We start from the raw sequence: 12308 nt of genomic DNA, 5'->3' as shown, positions 1-12308 counted from the left end.
GCTACTGGCGGAGGATCGCCCCGTGCACGTCGCAGAAATCCTCGACCGCGGCCACGAACCGGTCGTGGTCGGCCTCGGTGAGCGGCAGGCAGAGCGTGATGAAGCCGCGCCGCGCCAGGTAGATGCCGCGCTCGATCATCTCGAGCTGGAACAGGGTCTGCAGCTCGGGCCGTGCCGGCGCGTCCTGCGGGCGGCGGATCGGCCGGTCGTGGAAATGCACGCAGTTGATCGAGCCTCGCCCCATCACCTGGAACGGCACCCGCCGCTCCTGGAACACAGCGTTGAGCCTGGCGCGCAGCCGGTCGCCGGCTTCGCTGAGCGCAATCGCGGCCTTGGGCGTGAACACTTCCCGCAGGCCCGCCACCCCGGCCGCCATGGTCAGCACGTTGTTGTTGTAGGTGCCGGAATGGCCGAGTGCGCCCGGCTTGCGGGCGTCGAACCGGTCCATGATCCAGTGCCTGCCGCCGAACGCGCCGAAGGTCAGCCCGCCGCCCAGATACTTGCCGAACGTGGTCATGTCCGGGATCACGCCGGTGGCCTCCTGCAGGCCGCCCGGTGCCAGCCGCGAGGTCATCACCTCGTCGAACACCAGCACGATGCGGTGGCGCTCGGTCTCCTCGCGCAGCATGGCCAGGAACTCGGGCCCGGCCGGGATGGCGCCGCCCGCCCCCATCATCGGCTCCAGCGCCACGGCCGCGAGGTCCTCGGCATGGGCGCGGATCAGGGCGCGGGTGCCGTCGAGATCGTTGTAGTCCGCCAGCACCACGTCGAACGGCGCGTTCATGGCGCCCGGCCCGTTCGCGAAGGTGAAGCAGCCGCCATGGTAGGCGCCGTTGAACAGGAGGATCTTGCCACGGCCGGTGACCGCGCGGGCGGCGCAGAACGCGTTCAGGTTAGCCTCGGTGCCGGAATTGCAGAAGCGCACCAGGTCCAGCGAGGGGAAGCGCTGGCACATCAGCGCCGCGAGTTCCGCCTCGTACAGGTTCGGGCCGCCCAGCGTGATGCCGCTGTCGAGTGCCGTCCGGACCGCGTTCAGGATCGCCGGGTTGGAATGGCCGTACAACCCTGCCGTGTACTCGCCCAGATAGTCGAGATAGACATGGCCATCGGCGTCGTGGAGCGTGGCTCCGACGCCTTTGACGATGGTCAGGGGGAAGGGCGAGAAATGCAGGATGGTCCGCGTGCTGCCGCCCGGCATGACGGCCTCCGCCCGCTCCACGCGCGCCCGGCTGTTGGGGTTCGCCGCGACATAGCGGCGCTCGGCATCTTCCACTGCGCTCTGGAGCGTCGCGTTGCGGCGGGCGGGCTCGATCGGCATGTCGTTTTCATTCGCTCCCTGGGCCAGCCGGCTTTCACAGCGGCTGGCACGATGTTCGACCATCCATTAGCCTCAACCGAAGTAGCGGGGAAGGACAGGCCGAGATGATTTTCACCAAGCGGCAATTGCTGAAAAATTCGGCAGGGCTGGTCGCCCTGTCGGCGCTGGGGCTGCGCGCCGGCCCGTCGCGGGCCGCGGCCGGCGAGTTCCGGATGATCGAGGCGGGCGGTACGTCCGGCGAATCGATCGAGAAGGGCTATATCGTTCCGTTCACCGAGCAGACCGGCACCAGGGTCCTGCGCGAGAGCCCGAGCGGGCTCGGCAAGCTGCGCGCCCTGGTCGAATCCGGCGACAGCTCGGTTCCCCTGCTCGAGGTGAGCAGCCCGGAACTCTACCAGGCCGTGGCGCTCGACCTGGTGGAGCCGATCGACTGGGACGTGGTGAACCCCGACCCGATGTTCGACGAGGCGAAGCACGAGTACGGCTTCGGCTACCAGTATTATTCCACGGTGATGGCCTGGGGCGAGGGCGAGCGGGCGCCCAAGGACTGGGCGGAGTTCTTCGATCCCGAGGCGCTGTCCGGCAAGCGGACCCTGCCGGACTACGCCGCCTATATCCTGCCGATGGCAGCACTCGCCGCCGGCAGCTCGATCGAGAACATCTATCCGATCGACCTGGACAAGGCCTTCGAGTCGCTGGAGCGCATCAAGGACAGCGTGTCGGTCTGGTGGCAGGCGGGCGCGCAGCCGCCGCAGCTGCTCAAGGACAAGGAGGTGCAGTATGCGGCGGGCTGGTCCGGCCGCGTCGCCGGTGCGCCGGGCATGGAGTTCACCTACCAGCAGGGGCTGCTCGACCTCGCCTATTTCGTGGTGCCCAAGGGCGTGGATCCCGAGCTGAAGAAGGCGGCGATGGGCCTCCTGCACGAGATGAGCGTCGCCAAGAACCAGGCCGTGGCCGCCGAGGTGGTCTCCTACACCGGCCCCAGCCCCGACCTCGAGAAGCTGCTGCCGCAGGACCGGATCGGCGAGTTCCCGACCACCACCGCCAACAAGAACGTGCAGATGTTCAATGACGGCCAGTGGTGGTTCGAGAATGCCGACGAGGTCGAGCAGCGCTGGCAGGAATTCAAGCTGACCCTGTGACCCAGTCTCCCACTGCCTCGATCCGTCCGGGGCGGTCCGCGCGTGCGGGCCGCCTCGGCGCCACCGGGCTCGGCTTCGCCCTGCCGGTCAGCCTGTTCCTGCTGGTCGCGTTCGACGTGCCGGTCCTGATGATGTTCGGCTGGGCGCTGACCAGCGCCAAGGGCATGTTCGCGCCCTTCATCGAGTTCTTCACCCGCCCCGTCTATCTCAAGGTGATCCTCAACACGCTGCGGATCGCCGCGATCGCGACGGTCGCCTGCGCGGTGCTGGGCTATGTCCTGGCCTACTGGCTGCGCTCGCTCAGCGGCACGGCGCGGCTGGTGGCGCTCACCCTGGTGGTGCTGCCGTTCTGGGTCAGCATCCTGGTGCGCTCCTATGCCTGGATCGTGGTGCTGGGCAATAACGGGGTGGTCAACCGGGGGCTCATGGACCTGGGCCTGGCCAGCGAGCCGGTGGCCTTCCTCTACAACGACCTGGGCGTGGTGATCGGCACCACCAACCTCCTGCTGCCCTTCTTGGTGCTGCCGCTCTATGCCGCGATGATCCGGATCGACGGGCGGATCCTGCAGGCGGCGGAAACGCTCGGCGCCTCGCGCTGGACGATCTTCCGTCGGGTGTTCTTCCCGCTCACCGTGCCGGCCCTGGCCGCGGGCATGGTGCTGGTGTTCATCCTCACCCTCGGCTTCTACGTCACGCCCGCGATCCTGGGCGGCGGCCGGGTGCCGATGGTCGCCAACATGCTGGACATGCTGATCAACCGCCTGCCGCGCTGGGAGCTGGCCTCGGCGATCTCCATCATCCTCCTGATCCTGACCGTGCTCCTGCACCTGCTCTATGTCCGCCTCAGCCGCCAGGCGGGGAACTGAGATGACCGAACCCGGCCACCTGCCCCGCCTGCTCCTGACGCTCGCCGGCATCACGGTGCTGCTGTTCCTGTGCCTGCCGATCGTGATCGTGGTGCCGATGTCGTTCTCCAGCGCCAGCTCGCTGGAGTTCCCCCCGCCCGGCTTCTCCTTGCGCTGGTACCAAGCCTTCTTCGGCGACGGCCGCTGGCTGGTGGCGGCCGGCTACTCGATCGTCGTGGCGCTGATCGCCAGCACGCTGGCGCTTCTGATCGGCAGCATCGCCGCCTATGGCCTGGTGCGCGGCAGCTTCCGCGGCCGTGCCCTGGTCGAGAGCAACGTGATGGCGCCGCTGATCGTCCCGCAGATCGTGACCGCGGTCGGCCTCTACATCTATTTCGCGAAGCTCGGCCTGCTGGGCACCCTGTTCGGCCTGATCGTCGGCCACACCGTGCTGGCGATCCCCTATGTCGTGCTGGTGATGACCGTGGCGATCCGCAGCTTCGACCTGCGGATCGAGCAGGTGGCACTCACGCTGGGTGCCTCCTGGCCCACCATGTTCCGGCGGGTCCTCCTGCCCAACCTGGCCCCCAGCGCCGGCGCGGCCTGGATCTTCGCCTTCGTGATCAGCTTCGACGAGGTGGTGGTCACCATCTTCCTGGCCGGCGGAATCGAGACCATCCCCAAGCGGATGTTCAACGAGCTGGTCCTGCAGGTGAACCCGACCATCACCGCGATCGCGACGCTGCTGATCGGCTTCAGCATCATCACGGTCGGCGCGCTGGCGCTGCTGATGCGGAGCACCGGCACGGTCCGCAAGGCGCTGGGCTGAGCCAGCGAGGCGATGCCGGCAACCGGAATCACGAATCCGCGAGGGGTGCCGTTGACCTCATCAGGTCAACGGCTATACCTGAAATGACAATGGGACGGCGCAGCAAGATACTGTGCCGCAGTCGCAAGTCGTTCGACTGACCGATTCAGTACGACTTTGCTCAGGGTAGGCAAGAACCATGAAGAATTTCAGCACAATCTCAAAGATGGTCGGGGTCTGCCTGGCCGGTGTTGCGGGACTCGCAGTCAATGCCGTGGCGGTCACCCCGGCAAAGGCCGACATCACCCTGGTGGGTGCGAGCCAGTTCGACGAGAACCATGTCTATACTAGGCACATGCGCAAGTTCGAGGAACTGGTCAACGCCTGCTACACGGACGAGCCCATTACCTGGGAGATGCATCCCAATTCCGAGCTGGGCCTCGAGAAGGACTATGTGGCCTACATGAACCAGGGCCTCTCGGTGGACTATGCGGTGGCCTCGCCGGCGCATATGTCGACCTTCTCGCAGATGGCGCCGCTGATGGACATGCCGTTCCTGTTCCGTGACCTGGACCATTGGAACAAGGTGCTCGAGACGGATGCCATGCAGCCCGTGGCCGACGACATCCTGGAAAAGGCCGACATCCGCCTGCTGGGCTATGGCGGCGGTGGCGTGCGCAACATCTTCGCCACCAAGCCGCTGACGACCATGGAGGATCTGAAGGGGCTATCGATCCGCATGCAGGGGGCGCCCATCTGGACCAGCGTCTTCAACGCGCTGGGCGCGGCACCGACGGTGATCGCCTATAATGAGATCTATAACGGCATCCAGACCGGCGTGATCCAGGCGGGCGAGAACGAGGCGGCCGGCGTGGAGCAGATGAAGTTCTACGAGGTCGGCCCGCAACTTTCGCTGACCCAGCATGCCATCACCATCAGGCCCCTGTTCATCTCCAACAAGACCTACCAGCGCCTGCCCGAGAAGCTGCAGCAGTGCATCGACCAGGCCGGCCCGGAGGCCGCGAAGTTCGCCCGCGACGCGGAGAGCAGCGAGGACTCCCAGAAGATCCAGGCGCTGGTGGAAAAGGGCTTGCTCACGACCCACGAGTTCACCGAGCGTGACAAGATGATCGAGGCGGCCACACCGGTCATCGAGGCCTATGCCGAGGAACTGGGCGCCACCGACGTGCTGAAGGCGGTCCAGGCCGTTCAGTGACCTGCCGCTCGGCGGAACGTGACCAGGCCGGGGCCCGCATGGCCCCGGCCGCTTGCCTGCCGTCCGGTCCGCCCTGCACCTGCTCCCGCCTCGGAGGGCATTGATGACCCGCGTGCTCGACGCCATTCACCTCGTGCTCAAGCTGGCACTGGCCCTGCTCGTCGCCGGCCTGCTCGTGCCGGTGACGATGCAGATCCTGGCCCGCTTCGTCGACTTCATCCCCCGCTACATCTGGACCGAGGAGATCGCCCGGTTCTGCTTCGTCTGGATGATCATGATCGGGGCGATGTGCGCGGTGCGCGACGGCACGCATTTCGACCTCGAAGTCCTGCCGGAATCGCCGAACCCCAAGGTCGAGGCCGCCAAGCGGATCTTCGTCCACCTGATGATCTTCATCGCGGCCATCATCTTCATCTGGTATGGCTGGCGGTTCCTCCTGTTCGGCTGGTTCCAGGTCTCCGAGATCGCGCAATTGCCGATGAACTGGATCTTCGTCGCCTGGCCGATGATGGGGGTCGTCTCGGTCCTGTTCCTCGCTGAGAAGATCGCCAAGGAGATCTCCATCATGCGGGGTGCACGAGCATGACGCCGGGTTTCGTCGCCGCCATCCTGTTCGGCCTGCTGTTCCTGCTGATCATCCTGCGGGTCCCGGTGGCCTTCGCGCTGCTGCTCTCCTGCATCCCGATCTTCTTCCTGGAGCCGCGCCTGACCCCGGTCCTGGCGTTGCAGGAGATGTTCCGCTCCTACAACTCCTTCGTGCTCCTGGCCGTCCCGTTCTTCCTGCTGGCCGCCAACCTCATGAACGCGGCCGGCATCACCGACCGGCTGATTCGTCTGTCCCGCGCCATGGTCGGCCATCTCCCAGGCGGCATCGGCCACGTCAACATCGTGGTCTCGATGTTCTTCGCCGGCATCTCCGGCAGCTCCACCGCAGATGCGGCCGGCATCGGCTCCCTGCTCATCCCGCAGATGAAGAAGGAAGGCTTTTCCGCCTCTTTCTCGGTCGCCGTGACCGCCTGCTCCTCGGTGATGGGCGTGATCATCCCGCCGTCGATCCTGATGGTGGTCTGGGGCGGGCTGATGTCGGTCTCGATCGGCGGCCTGTTCATCGCCGGCATCATTCCGGGCATCCTGATCGGCCTGGCCCAGATGGTGGCCGTGTATGTCTATGCCCGCCGCCACGGCATGGGGCTGCACCGCCGTGCCACGCTCGCCGAGCTCGGTGGCGCCTTCCTTGGCGCGCTCCTGGCGATCCTGACCCCGGTGATCATCGTCGGCGGCATCGTCGGCGGCTTCTTCACGCCGACCGAGGCCTCGGTGGTCGCCGCCCTGTACGCGCTGGCGCTGGGCATGATCGTCTACCGCACCACCGGCCCCCGCCGGATCGCGGACGTCTTCTACGACACCGGCCGGTTCGCCGCGATCGCCCTGTTCTGCATCGGCACCGCCAGCGCGTTCGGCTGGACGCTGGCCTACTTCAAGATCCCGGCGGCCCTGATCAGCGTGGTGCAGGCCCTGGACCTGGGGGTCGTCGAGATGGGCCTGGCCGTGGCGATCGCGTTCCTGATCATCGGCTGCTTCATCGACGCGATCCCGGCCATCATCATCCTGGGCACCGTCCTCTTTCCGGTGACCCAGGAAGTCGGCATGCACCCGATCCACTTCGCGATGATCGGGATCATCAGCCTGGCCTTCGGCCTGGTCACGCCGCCCTACGGCCTGTGCCTGCTGATCTCCTGCGCCATCGCGAAGATTCCGGTGAAGACAGCGCTGAAGGACGTGGCGCTGATCCTCCTGCCCATGCTGGCGATCCTGGCGCTCGTCGTCTTCATCCCGGCGCTCTCGCTATGGCTGCCGCGCCTGATGATGCCGCAGTTCGTCAACTGACCGGAGGGCTGGCCATAGGTTCGCCTATGGCCAGCCATGCCGCTCGATCCCGGCAAGAGCAGTCTGCGTCACCAATGCCAGCGTTTCCCTGGGCACGCCCTGGCGCGCCTGCATGGCGAGGCCCTGGGCGACCGTGATCACGTAGGCGGCCAGCGCGTCGACATCGCAGGAGGGATCCAGGTCGCCCTCGCGGCGCCCGCGCTCCAGCCGGGCACGGATGGCCTGCAGCCCCCGCTCCCGCTTACCTGCCAGGCGCTCCTGGACTACCGCGCTGTCCGCAGGACCGTTCGCCGTCGCCATGACGAGAAAGCAGCCCCGAGCGCATTCGACATAGGTCTCGATCGCTTCTGTGAAGAAGGCGCGGATCGCCGAGACGGCGGTGGGCGCCTCCTCCAGCAGCCGGTTCAGCCGGGAGGCGAAGCGCTGCTCGTAGCGGGCGGCAGCCTCGCGGAACAGATCCTCCTTCGAGCCGAACGCCGCATAGATGCTGGGACTGTGCATGCCCATGGCCAGGGCCAGGTCCGCCATGGAGGTGGCCTCGTAGCCCCGCTCCCAGAACAGCGCCAGCGCGCGGTCCAGCGCCTCCTCGCGCACGAACTTGCGTGGCCGCCCACCCTTGTTGCGCTGCTGCACGGCTTCCAACGCGGTGCTCCCCCTACCGCAGTGGATTTGTGACGCTCGTAACAAAACTGGTTGACACTGGCAATGCGGGTTTCATAACGGCCGGCACATAACCTTGGCTGGAGTGTCACCATGAACGTCGCCGGCACGTCGCGCCGCGGCCTTCTCGCAGGCGCCGGTGCGCTCGCGGCCACATCGCTCCAGGCCGGGCCGGCACGGGCGGCAGCCGCACCCGCGCAGGGCGACCTGCAGGGGGCGGGCTTCTATCGCTTCCGCCTGGGCGAGCTCGCCATGATGTCGGTGAGCGATGGCGTGTTCCACGCCGAACCGGCCCAGCCAATGCTGGCGCCCGAGGCACCGCCTGCCGACTTCGCGGCCATGCTGCGCTCCAGGTTCCTTTCGCCACAGGCCGTGGATCTCCAGGTCAACGCGCTGCTGATCGACGACGGCCGCCGCAAGGTCCTGATCGATACCGGTGCGGGCCCCTATCTCGGGCCGGCGCTGGGCCGGCTCACCGACAACCTGCGCCGGGCCGGGGTCGAGCCCGCCGAGATCGACACGGTCGTGATCTCCCATGCCCATGAGGACAATGTCATGGGCGTGCTCGACCCGGACGGGCAGCGGGTCTTCCCGAACGCCGGCTATGTGGTGGGCGAGGCCGAATGGGCGTACTGGACCGGCCGGGCTGCCCAGGACCAACGCGGGCTCGGGGATCCCGCCGCGCGGGTCCCGCCGATCCGCCGCCAGCTCGCCGCCATGGCCGACCGGCTCCGGCTGGTGCGGCCGGGCTACCAGGTGCTGCCCGGCATCGTCGCCCGGGCCGCGTTCGGCCACACCCCGGGCCAGCTGACCTTCCTGATCGAATCGGCCGGCGAGCACCTGCTCTATGTCGCCGACATCGTGCACCACCACGTGCTGGGCCTGGGCCATCCGGAATGGCATGTCGGCTTCGACCAGGACCCGGTGCTGGCGGTCGCGATCCGGCGCCGGACGCTGGACCAGGCCGCGATCGACCGCCATCTGGTCCTGGTGCCCCATTTCCCCTTCCCCGGCCTCGGCCACATCGTGCGCGACGGGCGCCAGTACGCCTGGGTTCCGGTGGAGTGGCACTGGTAGGCCTCCGGCGCATCGGCGCCAGGCACCGGCCGGGACTGGGTCGAACCCGCACCACTCTCGTATCTCGATGCATCGCGGATGTCGGCGTGATTGCTTTAGTGCCCCTGCGCCATTAATAGAGCGTCGGTGCTGCGGGCCGCGACGGATGCTTCGCCGGAACAGGGCATGCACGCTTCGCCGCTTCGATAGAAACTTTACTGCCGGGACTGAAAGATGGCGCCGATCAACGTGCTCTGGCTGATCGACCACGTCTGCTATGACGGCAGTCTACATGGCGGCGGCCGGTTATTCATGAATCTGGCGCCGATGTTCGATCCCGCCGAGGTGAAGGTCTTCCCCTACTTCTTGCGCGCCAGCGACGAGGTGGTGGAGCTGTTCAAGACGGCGCCCATGAAGGTCGTCAACCTGAACAAGGGCAAGTACGACCTCACCACCCTCACGACCATCACCTCGCTGTGCAAGAAGCACGAGATCGACGTGATGCACCTGTTCTGCTACGCGGCCTCGACCTTCGGGCGGATGGCCGGCAAGCTGAACGGCGTGCCCACCGTCGTGCACGACTTCGACACGCAGATCTACTTCCCCTACCCCACCTATCTGAAGGTCGCCGACCGGCTGCTGGCCTCCTCCACCGGCCATGCCCTCGCCGCCTCGCCGATGTGCCGCGACTATATGCGCGACGTGCGCCGCCTGCCGGCGGATCGCCTGTCGATCATGCCCCATGCCATCCCCGAGTCGCGCTTCGAGGCGGCCCGCACGGTGACCCGGGAAGCCGCCCGCGCCGAGCTCGGCTGGGGCATGGACGAGAAGGTGTTCATCTGCCTGACCAAGCTCGGGCCGGAGCGCGGCAACGAGCATCTGATGCGCTCGTTCGCGAAGGTGCTGGCCGAGCGGCCGGATGCCCGGCTGGCCTTCGTCTACAAGCCCACCTACTACCACCGCACGCCCAAGGAATACGAGGGCATCAGCTGGATCCGTGACACGGACTACATGCTGAACGAGCTGAAGAAGCTGATCGCGGAGCTCGGCATCGGCGAGCGGGTCGACCTGATCGAGCAGCTCGACCAGGCGACCGCTTACATGGCCGCTGCCGACGCGGTGGTGGTGCCGTTCCAGAACGAGCGGTTCAGCTCGGTGCACCTGCTGGAGGGCTTTGCCCACGGCCTGCCGGCGATCGCCACCGATCTCGGCGAGCAGAAGGAGCTGCTGGCCCATTCGGCGGCCGGCGTGCTGGTCAAGCCGGACGACGAGGCGGCATTGGCGGCGGCGATGATCGACATGATCGACAACCCGGGCGACCGGGCGCGCCGTGCTGCCGCCGCGCGCGAGGTGGCGGACCGCCACAGCGTGCGCGCCAACGCCGCGGGCCTTGCCCGGATGTATCGCAGCCTCGCCCAGGCCGCACCGGTCGGTGCCGCCACGGCCGGCGGGAGAAACTGACATGCTGCTCGGTGCCACTGGCGCTCTCTCCAGGCGCCAGGACCAGAAATGGTCGGCAGGCCCGGACGGCGCCCGGCTGCTCCAGGCGGACGGTGCCGCACTGGCCGTGCTGCCCTGGCAGGTCCAGGCACTCGACGCGCTGGACCGGGTAGCAAAGGACGCGGCCAGCGGCTCCTGGCTGGCCCTGTCCGGCCGGCCGATCCTCACTAGTGCGCGCGAGGACGAGGCGGCGGGCGATCTGGCCGGCCGGGTGCTGGCCAGGCTCAAGGAGCGCGGCACCGCGGCACTCAACGAGCTGGACGGCGTGTTCGCCCTGGCCTGGTACGACGCCCCGGCGCGGCGGCTCGTCTTGGTGCGCGACCGGTTCGGCTCCGAGCCGCTGTTCTGGGCGGAGCGGCCGGACGGCGTGCTGTTCGCCTCGCGAATCCGCGACCTGCGCGCCACCGGCCTCCTGGCTGGCGGGCTGGACGGGCTGGGCCTCGCCGAGTTCCTGACCTATTGCTACGTGCCGGGCACGGCCACGCTCGACAAGGGCGTGCGCCGGGTGGCACCCGGCAGCCACGTCACGATCGAGCTCGCCAGCGGCAAGGCTACCGAGCAGGCCTGGTACCGCCTGTCGTTTGCCGACCCGGTGGCGCCCGACGAGGCGGAGATCGCCCGGAACTTCCGCGAGCTGCTGGAAGCCGCCGTGGTCCGGCGCATGACCACCACGCCCGTCGGCATCATGCTGTCCGGCGGCATGGATTCCAGCTCGACCGTTACCTTCCTGCGCCGGCACGAGCCCGGCACGATCCGGAGCTTCGCCTTCTCCTGCGCGGGTGCCGGGTTCGACGAATCCCACTATGCCGCGCAGCTCGCCAAGGAGCTGGGCACGGAGCACGAGACCGTCCGCTACGGCGAGGCGGAGGCCTTGAGCGTCGCGGACGTCTCGGCCGCCTCCGAGGTGCCGTTCACCGATGTCGGCATCAACGAGGGCAGCTGGATCGTGGCCCGTGCCGCCTCGGGCAAGGTGCCGTTCCTGTTCACCGGCGACGGCGGCGACGAGCTTTGGGCCAGCCATCCGGTCTATGCGGCGCAGAAGCTGCTGGCCCCTTACGACTCGCTGCCGGTCCCGCAATTCGTCCACAAGGCGCTGACCGGCGCCTTCAACCTGTTCTCCGACAGCGACCAGAAGCGCGACCTGAAGGTCAAGCTGAAGCGGATCCTGCCGGCTGCCGGACTACCCAAGGCGATCGGCCCGTTCCGCTGGCGCGCCTATTACGCGCCGGACGACTTCCCGGCCCTGCTCACCCCATCGGCACAGGGCCTGGTCCGCGGCCAGGACCCGTTCGCCAGCGTGGTCGCCTCATACCAGGGCTATGACGGTCCGGACGACGGGCTCTCGCCGCACCTTTATTCCGACTACACCACCACCTCGACCTATTATTTCAGCCGGCTGATGCTGCTGCGCCATTTCGGCATCGAGTACCGCCTGCCCTTCTACGATCGGGCCCTGGTAGAATACGGTGCGCGCATCCCGGCCAGGCTCAAGCTGGAAGGCATCGAGCGGACCAAGCGGCTGTTCCGGCAGGCGATGGAGGGGGTGCTCCCCGACATCATCAACCACCGCAAGGACAAGCTCGGCCATTCCGTGCCGATGAAGAACTGGCTGCGCGAGACCGGCCCGCTCTGGCAGTGGGTGTCCGGCCAGCTCTCGCCGGATGCGGTGCGCCGCCGCGGCCTGTTCCAGCCGGCCGCCGTCCAGCGGCTGATCGACGAGCACCGTGCCAAGCGCCACAACCATTCGCACCGGCTCTGGGCGATGGCGGTGCTGGAAGCCTGGCTGCGCGTCCATCATGATGGCGAGGCGTCCCTGCCGGAGCGGCAGGCGGCCTGAGCCCGCGCCGGTCCCACACCGCATTTTGCACGAACGAAC

Annotated in this window: 11 protein-coding genes; 9 read left to right on the top strand and 2 right to left on the bottom strand. The window is 67.6% G+C overall.

Annotation, left to right across the window (positions count from 1 at the left end; genetic code table 11):
* Position 1: 1 nt before the first annotated feature.
* Positions 2 to 1318, bottom strand: coding sequence for an aspartate aminotransferase family protein (locus HLA95_RS03715; protein WP_191059621.1), 1317 nt, complete (start codon positions 1316 to 1318; stop codon positions 2 to 4).
* A 104-nt stretch (positions 1319 to 1422) separates the two neighbouring features.
* Here HLA95_RS03715 and HLA95_RS03710 point away from each other — a divergent pair, with 104 nt between their 5' ends.
* From HLA95_RS03710 to HLA95_RS03685, 6 genes are all read left to right on the top strand, one after another.
* Entirely contained in the window at positions 1423 to 2460 is a 1038-nt protein-coding gene (locus HLA95_RS03710; RefSeq protein ID WP_191059622.1) for an extracellular solute-binding protein, read from the top strand.
* The gene (locus HLA95_RS03705) at positions 2457 to 3326 is read left to right on the top strand and encodes an ABC transporter permease (RefSeq protein ID WP_191059623.1); all 870 of its coding nucleotides are present in this window, start codon (positions 2457 to 2459) and stop codon (positions 3324 to 3326) included. Before HLA95_RS03710 ends, HLA95_RS03705 begins: the two co-directional genes overlap by 4 nt.
* 1 nt (position 3327) lies before the next feature.
* The gene (locus HLA95_RS03700) at positions 3328 to 4134 is read left to right on the top strand and encodes an ABC transporter permease (protein WP_191059624.1); all 807 of its coding nucleotides are present in this window, start codon (positions 3328 to 3330) and stop codon (positions 4132 to 4134) included.
* 205 nt (positions 4135 to 4339) lie between these two features.
* Positions 4340 to 5329 (top strand): TRAP transporter substrate-binding protein, encoded by a 990-nt coding sequence (locus HLA95_RS03695; RefSeq protein ID WP_222182443.1) that lies wholly within the window; start codon positions 4340 to 4342, stop codon positions 5327 to 5329.
* Positions 5330 to 5432: 103 nt separating this feature from the next.
* Positions 5433 to 5915 carry a TRAP transporter small permease gene (locus HLA95_RS03690; RefSeq protein WP_191059626.1) on the top strand — a complete coding sequence of 161 codons (483 nt, stop codon included), beginning with the start codon at positions 5433 to 5435 and terminating at the stop codon, positions 5913 to 5915.
* The gene (locus HLA95_RS03685) at positions 5912 to 7216 is read left to right on the top strand and encodes a TRAP transporter large permease (RefSeq protein WP_191059627.1); all 1305 of its coding nucleotides are present in this window, start codon (positions 5912 to 5914) and stop codon (positions 7214 to 7216) included. The genes HLA95_RS03690 and HLA95_RS03685 overlap by 4 nt, the downstream gene beginning before the upstream one ends.
* Before the next feature lie 24 nt (positions 7217 to 7240).
* Here HLA95_RS03685 and HLA95_RS03680 read toward each other — a convergent pair whose 3' ends face one another.
* Positions 7241 to 7849, bottom strand: a complete 609-nt coding sequence (locus HLA95_RS03680; protein WP_223861505.1) for a TetR/AcrR family transcriptional regulator — start codon at positions 7847 to 7849, stop codon at positions 7241 to 7243.
* A gap of 120 nt (positions 7850 to 7969) precedes the next feature.
* Here HLA95_RS03680 and HLA95_RS03675 point away from each other — a divergent pair, with 120 nt between their 5' ends.
* The 3 genes from HLA95_RS03675 (at position 7970) to HLA95_RS03665 (ending at position 12269) form a co-directional block, all read left to right on the top strand.
* Positions 7970 to 8953 carry an MBL fold metallo-hydrolase gene (locus HLA95_RS03675; RefSeq protein WP_222182440.1) on the top strand — a complete coding sequence of 328 codons (984 nt, stop codon included), beginning with the start codon at positions 7970 to 7972 and terminating at the stop codon, positions 8951 to 8953.
* Between the two features lie 213 nt (positions 8954 to 9166).
* The gene (locus tag HLA95_RS03670; RefSeq protein WP_222182438.1) at positions 9167 to 10393 is read left to right on the top strand and encodes a glycosyltransferase family 4 protein; all 1227 of its coding nucleotides are present in this window, start codon (positions 9167 to 9169) and stop codon (positions 10391 to 10393) included.
* A gap of 1 nt (position 10394) precedes the next feature.
* Positions 10395 to 12269 carry an asparagine synthetase B family protein gene (locus HLA95_RS03665; protein WP_222182436.1) on the top strand — a complete coding sequence of 625 codons (1875 nt, stop codon included), beginning with the start codon at positions 10395 to 10397 and terminating at the stop codon, positions 12267 to 12269.
* Positions 12270 to 12308 lie beyond the last annotated feature (39 nt).

Origin of the sequence: Geminicoccus harenae (assembly GCF_019800005.1) — a bacterium.
GTDB classification, from domain to species: domain Bacteria; phylum Pseudomonadota; class Alphaproteobacteria; order Geminicoccales; family Geminicoccaceae; genus Geminicoccus; species Geminicoccus harenae.
This window is presented reverse-complemented; position numbering and strand designations above follow the sequence as displayed.

Excerpts from the sequence above, each read along its gene's own strand:
- HLA95_RS03715 (WP_191059621.1), bottom strand. The coding sequence starts at position 1,318 with ATGCCGATCGAGCCCGCCCGCCGCAACGCGACGCTCCAGAGCGCAGTG.
- HLA95_RS03710 (WP_191059622.1), top strand. The coding sequence starts at position 1,423 with ATGATTTTCACCAAGCGGCAATTGCTGAAAAATTCGGCAGGGCTGGTC.
- HLA95_RS03700 (WP_191059624.1), top strand. The coding sequence starts at position 3,328 with ATGACCGAACCCGGCCACCTGCCCCGCCTGCTCCTGACGCTCGCCGGC.
- HLA95_RS03695 (WP_222182443.1), top strand. The coding sequence starts at position 4,340 with ATGGTCGGGGTCTGCCTGGCCGGTGTTGCGGGACTCGCAGTCAATGCC.
- HLA95_RS03690 (WP_191059626.1), top strand. The coding sequence starts at position 5,433 with ATGACCCGCGTGCTCGACGCCATTCACCTCGTGCTCAAGCTGGCACTG.
- HLA95_RS03685 (WP_191059627.1), top strand. The coding sequence starts at position 5,912 with ATGACGCCGGGTTTCGTCGCCGCCATCCTGTTCGGCCTGCTGTTCCTG.
- HLA95_RS03675 (WP_222182440.1), top strand. The coding sequence starts at position 7,970 with ATGAACGTCGCCGGCACGTCGCGCCGCGGCCTTCTCGCAGGCGCCGGT.
- HLA95_RS03670 (WP_222182438.1), top strand. The coding sequence starts at position 9,167 with ATGGCGCCGATCAACGTGCTCTGGCTGATCGACCACGTCTGCTATGAC.
- HLA95_RS03665 (WP_222182436.1), top strand. The coding sequence starts at position 10,395 with ATGCTGCTCGGTGCCACTGGCGCTCTCTCCAGGCGCCAGGACCAGAAA.